Origin of the sequence: Mucilaginibacter celer (assembly GCF_003576455.2) — a bacterium.
In the GTDB taxonomy this organism is placed as follows: domain Bacteria; phylum Bacteroidota; class Bacteroidia; order Sphingobacteriales; family Sphingobacteriaceae; genus Mucilaginibacter; species Mucilaginibacter celer.
The window spans coordinates 5,121,299-5,136,947 of the sequence record NZ_CP032869.1; the positions used below are offsets into that span (position 1 = coordinate 5,121,299).

Here is a 15,649-nt window from a genome sequence, read left to right on the forward strand (position 1 = left end):
CATTACCCAAAATGAAAAGAAAATATATTTTGATACTGTTTGCTTTTGTTATAGCGGTATCACCATCGTGCAAAAAATTTGTGATCCAGGAGCCGCAAACAGCGCTTACCGAAGAGCAGGTTTTTTCGAAGCTCGATAATATCGAACCCCTTGTACTGGGTTTATACACCAGCTGGCGTAACGTTAAAAAAGATCGCGGCGGCTTTATGTTTACCCTCGGCAGCGACGAAGCCCAACAGGGCGCCTACCAGGTTAAAACCGACGACCGCCAGGCCGGCCTTGATCGTTACAACGGCTTTTTAGCGCCAAGCAACACCGCCCTGGCCGAGCAATGGAACAACCGTTGGCCCGTTATTTCGGCAGCAGCAAAAGCGGTTTATGCTTTGGGACTGAATAAAGAAGAAGGCACCAGGAAAAACCTCCTGTTAGGCGAATCGAGCTTTATCCGTGCCGCCCTCACTTTCGAAATTTCGCAATATTGGGGCGAGATCCCGATCATTGACCAGGCTAAATTTCAGGAATATGGCACCAAACGCCAGCCATTGCCATTGGTTTACCAGTTTATTATTAATGATCTGGAAACCGCGGTAAAATATCTGCCCGAAACCCAAACCGATAAACGCCGTGCAACCAAAGGCGCGGCCCTTGCCTTACTTGGTAAAGTTTACCTGTATGCCCCGGCAGCGGCAAACGTGCGTGATTTTGCTAAAGCCAAATCATATTTTGAGCAGGTGGTTAATAGCGGTAAATACGCGCTTGTTGCCAACTATGCCGATTTGTGGGATCCAAACCATGCCAACAGCACCGAATCGATCTACGAGTTTCAATTTAACAACGTATACCCGGATAATAACCAGTGCCAATGGCAAATGGGCTCCCGCTCGCTGGCCGATATCGATCAGTACTGCTACTTTGGCGGTTACGATTTGATGGTACCTACGCAATACTGCTACTCGGATGTAAGCGCCGGTGGTTTGTGGGAGGATGGCGATGTGCGGAAAGGCGAAAGCATCCGCTACGATTTTAAGTACAAAGGCAAAACCCCGGTACTTAACCCAACCTTTGGCGGCGATGAGCTTGATCCGCATGTTAAAAAATATGAGGACATCCGTACCGATGGCACACTAAGCTTCTGGCTCTCGGGTAAAGACATCTTCTTTTTACGCTATGCGGATATCCTGCTTTGCTATGCCGAAACGCTTAACGAAACCGGCGCAACATCGCAGGCTGTTGATATTGTGAACAACCAGATCCGTAAAAGGGCCTGGGGAGGTACATTACCTGTAGATAAACGCTGGAACAATGGCATGGGTGCCGATGAGTTCCGCACCAAAATGCTTGATGAGCGCATGCGCGAACTATGCTTTGAAGGCTGGAGAAGGATGGATCTGATCCGCTCGGGCAAACTGGTTGATCTGGTTAAGGCCCGTAACAAGTGGACCAAACAATCGGGTACCATACAGCAATACCATAACCGCTACCCCATCCCGCTGCAGGAAATTAAGCAGAATGATGATATCGGTCCGGAAGATCAGAATCCGGGATATACCAATAATTAATTTGAGTATCACCATCAAATACAAGGCCTTAAGCGTTTGCTTAGGGCCTTGTTATTTATATTGAAAGCTTAACAGCAATAGGGGCTGCACTTTATATTGAAAGGGTATCTTTACAGAATGGCGTTAATCTCCCCTGAGGATTTTGCACGGGCAACCGGCACATCTCCCTACCCCAAACTGGCTTCACTGTTAATGAAGCTAATGAAAATTGATACTTTTAACGAGATGATGCGCCAGGCCGGAGATTTGGAAGGTGTGGAATTTTGCAAGTTCGTGCTCGATTTTTTGGGCATCCATATCAAGGTTGATGAGCAGCAACTGGCAAACATCCCTGAAAGTGGGCCGTTTATAGCCGTATGCAACCACCCTTATGGTGGCATAGAATCCCTGGCGCTCCTTATTTTATTAGTAAGCAAACGGCCGGATACACTTTTTATGGGGAATTTCCTGCTAAAAAAAGTGCCTAACCTTGCTGAGTATATTATCGCGGTAAACCCTTTCGAAAAAATTAAAGATAGCTCAAGTATTACAGGACTTAAGTTAACCATGGCCAAACTTAAGGAAGGTGTACCGGTGGCGATATTTCCGGCCGGAGAGGTTTCCGCATACGATTTTAACAGGTTCAAAATAACCGACAGGGATTGGCACCCCGTGGTAGGCAAACTGATAACCAAAGCCGCCGTACCGGTTATACCCATTTACTTTCATGGCGATAATGGTTTAGCATTCGGCTTGTTGCGGCATATCCACCCGGGCTTACAAACGGCTATGCTGCCGGCACAGCTTTTCAATAAAAAAGGGTTAGAATTGCGGGTTTGTATAGGCAAAGCTATTTTACCGACAAAGTCCGGAGCTACAGCAAACGAATCTTCAAACGGTTTAACCGATTTGCGAAATATAACTTACGCGCTGGCAGAATAATTGTAAAACGAACAAAGGCCCGTTATAAGCAACGGGCCTTTGTTCGTTAATTAGCCATCAGAAGTTTCCGGGCAGTAGAGAACTTAGCGAGACTCTATTTCCCAACCCTAAAACTCACAACCTCTTTAATATCCTTTGATGATGAAGCAGCCAGCAGTTTATACTCACCCGGTTCAACTACCCACTTATGCTGTTCGGCATTAAAATAAGCAAGGTCATTTACATTGATGTTCAATGCCAGCGCATTGGTTTTACCCGGTGCAACCATTATTTTCCTGAACGCTTTCAACTCTTTTTCAGCCCTCGAAACTGATGATCCTACCTTACTTACATAAAACTGCACGGTTTCTTTACCGGCCACAGCACCTGTATTTTTCAACTTTAACGAGATGCCGATCTTACCGCCCGGAGCATAAACCTTTTTATCCGTTGCCAACCCCGAGTAAGCAAACGAGGTATAGGAAAGCCCATAACCAAAGCAATACAGCGGATCAATCTTTTTGGTATCATACCAGCGGTAGCCTACCAATATCCCTTCTTTATATTCGGTGGTTTGATTTTCGCCTGGGTAAGTATTCAGCGCAAAAGCAGGTGAATCATGCAGCGATGCGGGAAAAGTAAATGGTAATTTTCCTGATGGATTGATAACCCCAGCCAAAACATCGGCCAAAGCATTACCTGCTTCCGAACCATTAAACCACGACCATACAATGGTATGGTTCAGTTTTTTAATATCGTTTAAATCATAAGGCGCACCGGCCATTACCACAATAATGGTGTTTGGATTAGCGGCGGTTACCGCTTTAACCAATGCCATTTCGCCAAAAGGCAGCTCCAACGTTTTACGGTCGTGGCCTTCACTTTCGTATTCGCGGTTAGCGCCTATGCAAAGTATAGCTACTTCACTGCTTTTTGCTGTGGTTACAGCCTCATCTATTAAAGACTGATCAGGCTTATCATAACCGGCATTCTGCGCATCGGTATTGCCTGCTTTGTAATTTGCTTTATAACCCTGCGCAAATTTGATATCGGCAGTTTTGCCAAAACGGGCTTTGATACCTGCCAAGGCAGTAATCTCATATTTAGCTTTAACACCCGCGCCAAAACCACCCGAAGCAAAGGTGCGGGTAGCATTATCGCCTATTACAGCGATGCTTTTTACCTTGCTGGTTTTTAGCGGCAGCAGATGATCTTCATTGTTCAACAACACGATTGATTCGGCGGCAATATCATACACAGCCTTGCCATGCGCCGGTGTGCCTATCGAACCCGCCGGGTGATTAGTACTCATCGAGGTATGGAACATCACCCATAAAATGCGGCTCACTTTATCGTTAATTGTTTTTTCGGATACCTTGCCAGCCTTCACCGCTTCAAGCAGTGGTGTGGCAAAATACCATTTATCGTACGGGCCGCTTGATCCCATTTCAATATCCAGGCCATTATTGGCGGCCTCGACAGTATGATGGGTGCCGCCCCAATCTGATATTACCGCCCCTTTAAAGCCCCACTCCTTTTTCAGGATCTGGTTAAGCAGGATATCATTTTCTGAACACCAGTACCCGTTGATCTTATTATAGGCCGACATAATAGTGTAGGCATTGCCTTGTTGTATTGATGCTTTAAACGCGGGCAGATAAATTTCGCGCAGGGTGCGTTCATCAACAATGGTATTGATGGTGCCGCGGTTAACTTCCTGGTTATTGGCCGCGAAGTGTTTTACACAGGCTGCCACATGCTGGCTCTGGATCCCTTTTACCGATTGTATGGCCAGCTGCGCATTCAGGTAAGGATCTTCCGAATAATACTCATAAGTGCGCCCGTTAAGCGGCATCCGGCAAATATTAAACGCGGGCGAGAGGATCACTATCTTTTTGCGGGCGTTTGATTCTTCGCCCAAAACAACGCCGTATTTATGGGCCATATCCGGGTTCCAGGTAGCGGCGATGGCCGATCCGTTGGGTAAAAACGTAGCCGAATCGGTTGTCCAGTTGGCCGATGCCCAGTCGAAGCGTTTTATTTCTTCGCGTACACCCAGCGGGCCGTCATCGCAGGTAAGCTCGGGGATGCCCAAACGTTTCACTCCCTCGGATGAAAAAAGTGCGTTTCCATGCAGCATGGCTATCTTTTCTTCGAGGGTCATTTTTTTAATAATGCCGCTGATTTTTGCCTGCAGAGCCGCTTCCTGTTTATTTTGTGCCGATGCATTGCCAAACAAAAAAAGTGCGGCAAAACAGGCTGCTATATATTTCATATTTATGGTTTTTATCGATCTAAAATAGAGGCTTTTAAACCGCCGGGGTAATGTTTTTTTGCTTAAATATGATAACATTTTAACATTGACAAAGCTAAGGTATTATTAATGAACCAAGCCATAAAAGGTATCTGTCGAATCTGCCTCTTCAAAATACTCTCACTAAAGTTTATCGCGATACGGCAAAGCATCTTTGCTTAAAGGTGCCGAACATGTCATCACCCTACCGTCAAAAAACAACTATCCTACAACCTGCACTCATCGTCTTACCACAGTAACCTTGTTTTCCCTTTGATTTGTTTAACTTAGAAAAATGGAAGCAATTGAAGTTTCAACCATCACCAACGGCTATCTCGACAACATTCATACCGATAAAGCACAATTTAAGGTAGCCACCAACTGCACAGCCAATTGTGATTTGACCGCCTACATGAGGCGTGGTTTTTATAAGATAACCCTATCCATGAAAGGCCACACCCGGCTGTTTTATGCCAACCGGGGTATTGTAATTGATAAGCCGGCCCTGATATTTACCAATCCGCAGATCCCCTACTCGTGGGAGGATGTACACGACGAGTGCGAACGCTATTTTTGCGTATTTACCAACCAGTTTTTGCATGGCGCCAACCGTATGGAAAGCATCGATGAGCTCAGCCTTTTTAAACCCGGCGGCACCCCGGTTTATTTTTTAAGCGATGAGCAGGCGGCATACCTGTACAGCATTTTTACCCGCATGCTGCAAGAAGCTGAAACAGATTACATTTACAAGTACGATTTGATGCGTAACCAGCTTAACCTCATCATTCACGAGGCTATAAAAATGCAGCCCGCAATGGCTTACTTTAATCCGCAAAACGCGGCATCGCGCATCGCCAAATTATTTTCAACGCTGTTAGAAAAACAGTTCCCGGTAGATTCGGGGCAGTTTTCACTCAAGCTTAAAAAAGCCAGCGATTATGCCGATAAACTGGCCATACATGTTAATCATTTAAACGCCGCCGTACGTGAGGTTACCGGAAAATCTACAACCACACATATTAACGACAGGATACTGGCCGAAGCCCGGTCGTTGCTAACGCATACCGATTGGACCATTGCCGATATTGCCGGCAGCCTGGGTTTTGATTATGCATCGTACTTTAACAACTTTTTCAAAAAACATACCGGGCACACCCCATTGGCGCTGCGAAAAACGCTTTGAAAAGTATAATTTTTACTTTGAAACCTTTATTTGCATTTGCCGCGCTACACCATAACTTTGTTAAACATAAAACACAAAATCCACACTATGATACAAGCAAAAGCGTACGCGGCTCAAAGCCCCGAAACAGATCTTGCGCCCTGGGATTTTGAACGCCGTGAGGTTGGTCCTCATGATGTTCAGATCGAGATCCAGTATTGCGGCGTTTGTCACTCCGATCTTCACCAGATTAAAAACGACTGGTTCCCGGGCGTATTCCCGATGGTTCCGGGCCACGAAATTGTTGGCAAAATAGTTAAAGTAGGCGATCATGTTAAAAAATTCAGCGTAGGTGAACTTGCCGGCGTTGGCTGTATGGTTGATTCGTGCCAGGTTTGTGAAAACTGTAAAGACGGCCTGGAGCAATACTGCCTTGAAGGTAATACCCAAACTTACAACAACCTGGATAGGCAAGGTGTACCAACTTACGGCGGCTATTCAAGCACTATTGTTGTTCGCGAAGAATTTGTACTGCACGTATCAGATAAGTTGCCACTTGCAGCAACAGCTCCATTACTTTGCGCAGGTATCACTACCTACTCGCCACTGCGCCACTGGAAAGTTGGCAAAGGCCATAAACTGGCTATTTTAGGCTTAGGTGGTTTAGGCCACATGGGCGTTAAATTTGGCGTTGCCTTTGGTGCCGAAGTAACCGTATTAAGTACTTCTGCCTCGAAAGAACAGGCCGCTAAAGATTTGGGCGCTCACCATTTTGTGGTAACTTCAGATCCGGCACAGGTTGAAGCTGTAAAAGGCTCTTTTGATTTTATCCTCGATACCGTATCGGCCAAACATGATATGGATATGTATCTGTCGCTGTTAAAAACTAATGGTACCTTGATTGGCGTGGGTGTACCATCAGAGCCTTACTCAATCCGTCCGTTCTCGTTACTGGCCGGCCGTAAAAGCATGGCAGGTTCTGGTATCGGAGGCATTGCCGAAACTCAGGAAATGCTTGATTTCTGCGCCGAGCATAATATCGTATCGGATATTGAGCTGATCGATATTAAAGATATCACAGCCAGTTATGAAAGAATGGAGCGTGGCGATGTTCGTTACAGGTTTGTAATTGATATGGCTACCTTGTAAATCTTTTTTTAAACTTTTAATGATAGAGGCGGTACCGGAAAGTACCGCCATTATTGTTTTGATGTGCCTCCAATGAGTTTTCTCCATTACGTCATTGCGTGGCGGGTACAACTACTTTTTCTGATTATCATCAGCCACGCACCTAAACCCCAAATGCTCCAACCCACTATCCTCCGTGCTTTTCATCCTCCGGGCTACCCTAAAGCCCGAGCAATAGCTATCATTACATAAAAACGAACCACCGCGGATAACGCGCTTCGCAGCGTTAGGCTCATCCGGATCGTAGCTTTTATCGGGGCCCTGCGGGTTATTGCTGATCTTGTTATCTTTTAAGTAAGCGTAGTATTGGTAGTGGTACAGATCATAACACCATTCCCAAACGTTGCCGGCCATATCATACAGGCCGTAACCATTGGGTTGGAAAGAGCGCACCGGAGCGCTGTAGTAATACACATCGCGGGTGGTGTTGTTATACGGAAAATCGCCCTCCCAGATATTGGTTTTAGTTTTGCCCTCGGTAACAGGCTGGTTACCCCAGGGATAAATAGCATTATCAAGTCCTCCTCTTGCGGCCCATTCCCATTCGGCTTCGTACGGCAAACGTTTACCGGCCCATTTGCAGTAGGCCTGCGCATCATACCAGGAAATTTGCACTACGGGGTAGTTTTCTTTTCCGTTGATGTTGCTGCCGGGGCCGTGCGGGTGTCGCCAGTCGGCGCCCTTTTTCCATTCCCACCATTGGCTGTAATCGTTAAGGGATATTTTGCTTTTGGCAGGCTTAAACACCAGCGAGGCAGCCACCATCAAACTATCAGGCGGTGGGGGCGTGCCGGGCGGCAGTTGTTTTTTGAGTTCGTTCCAATCGGGTTTCTTTTCGGCAGTGGTGACGTAGCCGGTGGCTTTTACAAATTGGGCAAATTGGTTGTTGGTAACCTCGTTCACGTCCATCCAAAAACCGTTAACTGTAACCTTGTGTTTAGGATATTCATCGGCTTCGGCTTGTTGGTTATCGCCGCCCATCATAAAGGTTCCGCCTTTTATAAAAACCATACCTTCGTGGTTGATGGCTTTTCCGGGCGTTAACGCATTAGTCGCTTTATTTGATAAGCCGGGAAAGCGTGATGGCACCCCGGTTTCGCAATTCACCTTACTTTTTGAGGTATCGGTAACGGCTATGTGTTTTTCTTTGTTCGCTTGTTTACATCCCAATAAAAGGGCAGCCACCAACCCTGCTGCCACTGCAACTTTAAACTCTTTTACTCCATTCCCCGTACTCAAATTTATTCCTCCTCCTTGGTTTCCTGCAGTTCGTCTTCTTTTTTGCCTTTGCCCAGGTGAATGATCGGTTTATCCTGTGTACCGGTGATGGTCATCGGGATACCAAAAATGCCCAATGGTGGCAAGCCCAGCCTGAATTTCAGGTTCAGTTTACCATCAAGACTCACCTGGCCTTCAAACCTCGGCCGGAAACCGGCTATACGCATTTTAGTACGCTCGATGGTGATGATATTATTGGCAACCGTAGTTTTGATATCCACCTTTTTAACATCGCCCCTGCCTAAACTATCGTGGCCGGTTTGTTTACCAACTGAGCTTAACAGTTTCAAACCATAAACTTTAACCTGCTTAACCGATAGTACGCCACCTCCTTTTAACGATGGATAAATAGGTTTCATATCGCCATTAAGCTTACCGGCCAGTTTATAATCTAAAGAAACCGTACCCTGCACATGCTCGGCTGATGAAGCCATATCATGGAAAAGTTTGATCTCTTTATAAGCACGTTGGATATCAAACTCCTTAGCGCTGATGTGGTAATCAAAAAATGCTTTTTGCGGGGTAATGCTACCATAAGTGGCATCCATCACAACCGGAGCGCCGATCATGCTAAAACCAGCTTGCTTTAAAATGATCTGCCCGTTGGTTATGCTCATGGCGCCTTTGGCATCGTTAATATCCAGGCCGTTGTATTTTACCTTTTTAACATCGGCGGCGAAATTAAGATCGAGGTTGGAAGGCACTAAGATAACGCCCGATGATTTGGTAGGTTTAGCCGATGGTGCTGAACCCGCAAAGGCCATAAAATCATCGGCAGTGATTTGATCACTTGTTAAATTGAACTCGCCTTTTAGCGGCGAATTTTTCTGCGTGGCGTAGCCGATAACATTGGATAGCGCTCCGTTCAACACCACTTTATTTTTACCATAGTTTGCCAAAAACTGGTCGAAATTCATTTTATCCTGGTTAAAGCTGAAAACGCCTGTGCGGATAAAGAATGGTTTCGGAAACAACTCCGAACTCAGTTTAATGTTTTTAACCTTCATGCTGCCCGAGTTAGCCAGCTTATCGTAATGCCCTGCAACGGCTTCGCTCTGTTTTCCTTTTAAGGAGAAGTTGGTAGTGACCAAACCTTTTACATCGTAACCTTTAATGGCAAACACTTTATAGATCTTGCCGATATCCAAACTACCATGCGATGCCAGGCTGTAATCCAGATCGTCAAAGTTGCGCAGGTTGGCTTTTAATAGGAACGGTTGCCCTTCAAAATTGAATGATACAGGTTTGATATTGATCTTCAAGCCTTTTAATGATCCGGTATTATTAAATATATCCACATTAACCTGCATGTTTTGTACAGGGTGCGGATAGTATTTGGTTTGGATATAGCCGTTGGTCAAATTGATCTGCGCGTTGGTAACCGGGAAGATCCTTTTGGCAGGGATATACCGGCCTTTGGTTTGCAGGTTGGCATTCAGGTCGCCTTTCAGCGTGATGCTATCTGCAGGGATAAATTGCGTAATATCATCCAGTGTAAATTTGGCGTTCAATCCGGCATCTATCAATGCACCTGCCTTGTTACTCATTTTCAGGTAGCCTTTAATATAATTATTTAAGGCGTTGAGGTTAAGGTTTTGCAGATCCATAGTAGCATTGGCTACATTGTGATCGGGGCAGGCAGCGTTGAGGTCAAAGCTGATATTGGTGATGGCTTGCGGCAGCTTGGTATATTTGAAATACCCGTTCCTGAAGGATGAATGAACCGTAAATTTAGGCACGCTGGTTATCACGGTATCGATCTTCCCTCTTAAACCGGTACGTTTAATACCTGTAGTGTACCGTCCGTCCGTTTCCATATGTAGGCTATAGCGTCCTTTCAACTGGAACGGTTTAACACCAAACACTTTGTACCATTGCTCCAGATCTATCTCGGTATTTACTTTGGCGTACACATACGGCGATTTGATCCCTCTAACTTTAATTACCGAACCAAAATAATCCTTCCCAATATTAAAATACACCGAATCGATATTCAGGTTCAGGCTATCGGGGTTCAGGCCCGGCAGTTTTGCATCCATATTGAGGTAAAGATTTTTTACCGGGGCCGGGGTATTTTTATTGGCGATATAGCCATCGCGCAGTTTGGCGCTGATACTCAGATCAGGCATAATGTTTTTGGACGCGATGTATTTACCGGTTAGGTTTAACTGGATGACGCCGTTGCCGTTGATATCCATATCATCAACATATTTGGCGTATTCGGCAGGGATAGCGGTGAAAATATCGCCAAGGTCGTTCTGATCGCTGCGGATCTTGATATCCATATCATAACCATCCTTCAAAAACTCAAAACGGCCCTTAAAATTAACCGGCAACTGGTTAATGAGCAGATCATTTTTTTGGAAGGCGAATGCTAATGATTTGGTATTGATACTGGTAACCAGATCGGCATTTACTTTTTTGTTTGATACGTAGGGTTTGCCGCCATAGCTAAAATCAACCGATGCCGCATCGATGTGGCTAAACAGATCAAACACATCCTTACTTAAATCACCCCTGCCTTTGTAGTTAAAGTTTCGTGCAGCTATCTGCATCGGCAGCGAACGATCGTTATAAGCAAGGTTACTTTTCTCTATCAGGATCTGCTCAATGCCTAATGATGCACTTGCGGTATCAGCCTTATCTGCCTGTTTTTGCGCTGTAGATTTATATACATTGTAGTTGGCCTTACCCGCACTATCAACCTGGATATTGATCAGGGCTTGGTTAAGGTAGATCTTATTTACATTGATCTTGCTTTTAAAAACCGACGATAAATCTATTGCCAGCGAAATCTCCTTAGCCGAAATCAGGGTATCGTTCTGAAAAGGCTGGCTGCCATTCAGCACAAAATCATCCAGCGTTAAAGTAAGCGAAGGGAACTTTTTAAAAAATGAGAGATGCGTGCCTGTAAATGACAGCTTACTGGTTACACTACCCGCCGCCCATTGTTTTATTTTTTCGGTTACGGTTTGCGGAAACAGTACCGGCAATAAAAACATCAACAACAGTAAACTAACAAGAGTAATGGCGCCTATTTTAAGCGTTTTAAATATTATTTTTTTAATCGGGAGCGGCATAGGAGATCTGTACAGCTAATAAGGGATGAAAATAGTGATAAAAGCCTTTAGATGGGTGTCAAATTATTGTGAAGTTTAGTTTATAACGGTAGCGCGCCTAGGTAGCCGGACGGATTAAGCCTCTATCAGGGCTCGGCCGACTGCCAACTCATACAACTTTTATGCGTAAAACCCGAAGTTTAATACCGTATTTTAACGGATTGACACCGAGCTATTTACTATGTAGCTTTATAAACACATTTAACCTTTACCGCATGTATAAAAACCTTCTGCTCAGAAACGCGGATAAGTTGCTTTATCCACGGTTTGCCGCCTTTGCTATCATAGCATGCGGTATTATTTATTTTTCCATCAGGCAATCGGCACACACTCCGGCGGGCAATTTATTGCTTATGCTTGTTTTCACTGCGCTGGTGTTAATAACCGGTTCTGCTTTTAAAAGCATGTCTGTAACCGATCCCGACCCTGCTACAGCAGATGAAGAAGACGATGCATGCGAAAAAGGAGACAGGGGCACACCAACAGAAGATGCGGATTTACCCGTAGCCGAAGGAGGGGTAGCATAATGGCATTTTCACTAACCTGGTTACCAACAGTACTGCGCAGCGCAGGACTTAAAGTTGCAGAATGCGATGGCTGGCAAACCCGCGGAGTGGGCGATGTAGGCGAAATTATAGGCATAATATGCCACCATACCGGCAATACCGACCGTACCCGCAATATGCCAACACTTAACGCACTCATTCACGGCCGCACCGACCCTACCCCGCTTTCGGGGCCTTTAGCGCAATTAGGTCTGGGGCGCGACGGCACTTATTATGTTGTCGCAGCCGGTAAAGCCAACCACGCGGGCGCGGGTAGTTTTGAAGGAACTACAGCAGGCAATACTCATTTTATAGGCATTGAGGCCGAAAATACCGGCGGACAAAACGATTCGCCATGGCCGGCCATACAAATAGACGCCTATGAGCGCGGTGTAGCCGCTATTTTGAAACATTTAGGCAAAGGTGCCAAAAATTGCATTGCACATAAAGAATGGGCACCACACCGCAAAACGGATCCTGATTTTGACATGGTGCCTTTCCGTGCGGCTTTGGCAGATTTGCTGGCGCGGGATGTGCCCGCACGTGAGCCTATCCCCGCAGCAGAACCTACGCCAACCGCAAGGCCAACGCTTCGCCGGGGAGGTAATAACAACCCTGTTTTTGTAAAGCAGCTGCAGCAAAAATTAAAAATAGATGATGACGGCGTATTTGGCGGAGGTACAGAAGCTGCTGTAAGAGCATTTCAACGCAATCATAACCTGGTACCTGATGGCATTTTCGGGCCTAAAAGCTGGCAGATTCTTGATTCTGTTGCATAGATATTTTCACAATCTAACCCAATCACTTTAAAAAGGGGAGTTTGCTATGCAAACTCCCCTTTTTCTGTTTACTGGTCGAAGTTTAGCGCAGCGTAACTTCGACCTAAACTGTGTTAAGCTTTCAGCTTAACTTTGAAAACAGAATTTTTCGATATTATCCCGATCAACCTGCAACGGAAGCAGAATGCTTCCTACAGTTTAGGTCGAAGTTACGCTGTCGCTAAACTTCAACCAGTTTCTCTTATCTCTTTAAAAAAAAGGGAGGGTTTGCTGCGCAAACCTCCCTTTTTTTTTAAATCAATTAAACCTGCTTACTTCTTAGCGGACAGCTTATCCCTCAAAGTCTTCATATAGTACCCGCCAATAACACTACGGGCCTGGAAACCTACCATTTTACCATTGGTAGTTTCGTGCCAGTCACTTAGTGGTACGCGTGATGATGTTTCGGTTGCAAATTTGTAAACCGGGGCTACCAGGGCGTTAAAATCGGCTTTGTTGTCGGCCATGGCGGCGGTCCACAGTATCCAGTCGCTTTTGGTGTAGGTTTTGCGGCTATCCAGCGGCAAACCAAACTCTTTTTGGTGCGCTACATAAAATTTAAATTCCTTATCATACACTTTTTGCGGAAACAGGTTTAGACCTAATACTTTATCCCAAACCATGTTATACTTCTGGCTCCAGGTATCTTTGCTGTCAAACACTAAACCGTAGTGATCGCCTGCATCAGCTTTATCCTGCCATTTTTTGGCCATATCCTTAGCCATGTTCTTGTACTTTTTAGCAGTTGCGGCATCGCCCAACATTCCTGCTAATTCGCCGTAGGCGTCAATAGCTACAATGGCTTTAACCGATAAGTTGGCATTATGCGCCAGGTGACCGGCAAAATCATCAGTACACAACTGGTTACCCGGATCAAAACCGGCCTGTGCCAGGTAATCAGTCCAGGTGGTTAAGGTTTGCCAGTGTTTTTTGGCGTAGCCGGCATTGCCTTCAACTTTAGCTAAGGCATAAGCCAGGATGATCATGTTACCGCTTTCTTCAACCGGCATATCTTCGCCGTAAGTTTGACCGTTGGCCAATGGGTAGGTACCCAAATCGTGCGATGAGTATGGTTTAGCCCATTTTCCGCTTTCGCTGAAGTAGAAGATCCCGTTCATCATCCCTTTTAACAACTCGGGATTGTAAAGCAGGTACATAGGTGCCGATGGATAGGTAATATCCACGGTATTGATGGAGCCATTGCTGAAATTCTCTTTAGATAAGAACAACAATTCACCCTGCGGGCTTTTTACTACGTGGTGAGCAGCAATACTTTGGCGATAGGCCATAACACAAAGTTTAGCATATTTTTCGCCGCCTGCTTTTACTGCATCGGCCCAGATCTTAGCATCTGTTTTGGCACAGGCGCCTAACACTTTAGCATAACCTTTGGTAGCATCGCTCAACACACCTTCAATAGTGGCACCCGGGGTATTCCTCCACCAAGGCCTTAAATTGGTTTTGAAGTACTGGATAGCATAGATATCATCATATCCAACCGAAATAAATTTAGATACAGGCGTAGCGGTTACTTTGCCAAATGGTACTACGGTGCTCAACATCAGTTGCTTGCCGGTAGCCGAAGCTTCGCCGCTTTTGCCGCCTACAAATGATGATACGGCATCAGCCTCGGGAGTGATATATTGTTTAGCGCCCCCGGTTGATGAAGAAACATAAGCGTACCCCCAGTCAATACGTACGTTATCGCCTTTTTTCTGCAAAACAGGTTGTTCAACAGTACCAACTTTTAACAGTTTAAGCCCGTTGGCGCTGTACCTTGAAGCAGCAACCTCCTGCGCCGGGGTGTTTACAGCAAGGTTGCTTGATACACCCTGGTAAATCTCAACATTATGTGCTTTACCATCGGTTGATTTTAACTGGTAAGTGATGTATGATACAGGCGTGGTTAACAATTTCAAATCGTTCATGATCAATGGCGAGGTGAAAGTTACTTTCAGGTTAACATCACCTGCTTTAAAGTTGTATACCGTTTGGGTAGCGGTAACTTTAACGTTGGTTTGTTCGGCCAGTTTAACGGCCTCGTCATCTTTGCTCAGTACCTCCTCGGTCAAACCGGCATCAATGAATGAGCCACCACCGGTATTTTTACAATGGATAGCCAAAACGTTCTCTCCTACCTTTAAATTCGATTTAGCAGCGGCAGATAAAGCAACAGTTTCAAAATCGCCATTGGCACCGCCCTCTGCAGCAATCTGCTGGCCGTTCAGGTATACTTCGGCTTCGTCATCATGATAGATTTTCAGCATCAGCCTACCTTTAGGTAATTCGGCAATGTTAAATTTACGACGGATCCAGATATCCTTCCCTCTCCAGTCGGTGCCTTTAACGGCACGCTCGTCACCAAAAGGCGCAGTGGCGGTTTTCCAGCTTTGATCATTAAACCCGGGTTTTGCCCAATCATCGGCCGGGGCTGTCTCCGCTACGTACTGGCTGTTGAATGATTTCTCGTCGGTAGCGGCTAAAATGGTTTTATAATTAACGGCTGATGCCCCCATAAAACGGTAATAATTGCCATCAACTTTAATTAAGCCCAATAAGGATTGGTCTTTGCCCGTCCAGTGTTTGGTGGTTGATTCATTCAGCTTATCGGTGTTACTCCAAACACAGAAATAAGTGTTGTGTGTAATCAACGGGTACGAAGGCATCTTATCCTGTGCCGACGCTGTTTGTGCAATAAACGATGCCGCCAATCCGGAAACCAGCAGGTACGTTTTTTTGAAAATGCGATTCATAAACGATGTTTTGTTTTTATTTAATTTATTACGG

General features: G+C 45.5%; 10 protein-coding genes. 6 read left to right on the forward strand and 4 right to left on the reverse strand.

The window, feature by feature from the left end; all coding sequences use genetic code 11:
- The first annotated feature begins 11 nt into the window (after window positions 1-11).
- Together HYN43_RS21060 and HYN43_RS21065 are read left to right on the forward strand one after the other, a co-directional pair.
- Window positions 12-1,559 (forward strand): RagB/SusD family nutrient uptake outer membrane protein, encoded by a 1,548-nt coding sequence (locus HYN43_RS21060; protein ID WP_119405918.1) that lies wholly within the window; start codon window positions 12-14, stop codon window positions 1,557-1,559.
- Window positions 1,560-1,676: 117 nt separating this feature from the next.
- Complete coding sequence (locus HYN43_RS21065; protein WP_119405919.1) at window positions 1,677-2,480, forward strand: 1-acyl-sn-glycerol-3-phosphate acyltransferase; 804 nt, start codon at window positions 1,677-1,679, stop codon at window positions 2,478-2,480.
- A 94-nt stretch (window positions 2,481-2,574) separates the two neighbouring features.
- On the opposite strand, the gene HYN43_RS21070 is transcribed toward HYN43_RS21065, so the two are convergent.
- A complete protein-coding gene (locus HYN43_RS21070) occupies window positions 2,575-4,734 on the reverse strand; it encodes a glycoside hydrolase family 3 C-terminal domain-containing protein (protein ID WP_119409058.1) in 2,160 nt (719 codons plus the stop codon).
- Window positions 4,735-5,047: 313 nt separating this feature from the next.
- On the opposite strand from HYN43_RS21070, the gene HYN43_RS21075 reads away from it, so the two are divergent.
- On the forward strand, window positions 5,048-5,935 hold the full coding sequence (locus HYN43_RS21075; protein WP_119405920.1) for a helix-turn-helix domain-containing protein: 888 nt from the start codon (window positions 5,048-5,050) through the stop codon (window positions 5,933-5,935).
- Between the two features lie 87 nt (window positions 5,936-6,022).
- A complete protein-coding gene (locus HYN43_RS21080) occupies window positions 6,023-7,063 on the forward strand; it encodes an NAD(P)-dependent alcohol dehydrogenase (protein ID WP_119409059.1) in 1,041 nt (346 codons plus the stop codon).
- Window positions 7,064-7,174: 111 nt separating this feature from the next.
- Here the strand turns inward: HYN43_RS21080 and HYN43_RS21085 are convergent, their stop codons facing one another.
- On the reverse strand, window positions 7,175-8,341 hold the full coding sequence (locus HYN43_RS21085) for a formylglycine-generating enzyme family protein (RefSeq protein WP_245446971.1): 1,167 nt from the start codon (window positions 8,339-8,341) through the stop codon (window positions 7,175-7,177).
- Between the two features lie 2 nt (window positions 8,342-8,343).
- Window positions 8,344-11,460: an AsmA family protein gene (locus tag HYN43_RS21090; RefSeq protein WP_119405922.1), complete on the reverse strand. Its 3,117-nt coding sequence runs from the start codon at window positions 11,458-11,460 to the stop codon at window positions 8,344-8,346.
- Window positions 11,461-11,714: 254 nt separating this feature from the next.
- Here HYN43_RS21090 and HYN43_RS21095 point away from each other — a divergent pair, with 254 nt between their 5' ends.
- Entirely contained in the window at window positions 11,715-12,026 is a 312-nt protein-coding gene (locus tag HYN43_RS21095; protein WP_119405923.1) for a hypothetical protein, read from the forward strand.
- On the forward strand, window positions 12,026-12,823 hold the full coding sequence (locus HYN43_RS21100) for a peptidoglycan recognition protein family protein (protein WP_119405924.1): 798 nt from the start codon (window positions 12,026-12,028) through the stop codon (window positions 12,821-12,823). The genes HYN43_RS21095 and HYN43_RS21100 overlap by 1 nt, the downstream gene beginning before the upstream one ends.
- A gap of 311 nt (window positions 12,824-13,134) precedes the next feature.
- On the opposite strand, the gene HYN43_RS21105 is transcribed toward HYN43_RS21100, so the two are convergent.
- Entirely contained in the window at window positions 13,135-15,615 is a 2,481-nt protein-coding gene (locus tag HYN43_RS21105) for a glutaminase family protein (RefSeq protein WP_119405925.1), read from the reverse strand.
- Window positions 15,616-15,649 lie beyond the last annotated feature (34 nt).

Coding starts and splice junctions, on each gene's coding strand:
- HYN43_RS21105 (WP_119405925.1), bottom strand. CDS start 15,615: ATGAATCGCATTTTCAAAAAAACGTACCTGCTGGTTTCCGGATTGGCG.
- HYN43_RS21080 (WP_119409059.1), top strand. CDS start 6,023: ATGATACAAGCAAAAGCGTACGCGGCTCAAAGCCCCGAAACAGATCTT.
- HYN43_RS21070 (WP_119409058.1), bottom strand. CDS start 4,734: ATGAAATATATAGCAGCCTGTTTTGCCGCACTTTTTTTGTTTGGCAAT.
- HYN43_RS21075 (WP_119405920.1), top strand. CDS start 5,048: ATGGAAGCAATTGAAGTTTCAACCATCACCAACGGCTATCTCGACAAC.
- HYN43_RS21095 (WP_119405923.1), top strand. CDS start 11,715: ATGTATAAAAACCTTCTGCTCAGAAACGCGGATAAGTTGCTTTATCCA.
- HYN43_RS21100 (WP_119405924.1), top strand. CDS start 12,026: ATGGCATTTTCACTAACCTGGTTACCAACAGTACTGCGCAGCGCAGGA.
- HYN43_RS21060 (WP_119405918.1), top strand. CDS start 12: ATGAAAAGAAAATATATTTTGATACTGTTTGCTTTTGTTATAGCGGTA.
- HYN43_RS21090 (WP_119405922.1), bottom strand. CDS start 11,460: ATGCCGCTCCCGATTAAAAAAATAATATTTAAAACGCTTAAAATAGGC.
- HYN43_RS21065 (WP_119405919.1), top strand. CDS start 1,677: ATGGCGTTAATCTCCCCTGAGGATTTTGCACGGGCAACCGGCACATCT.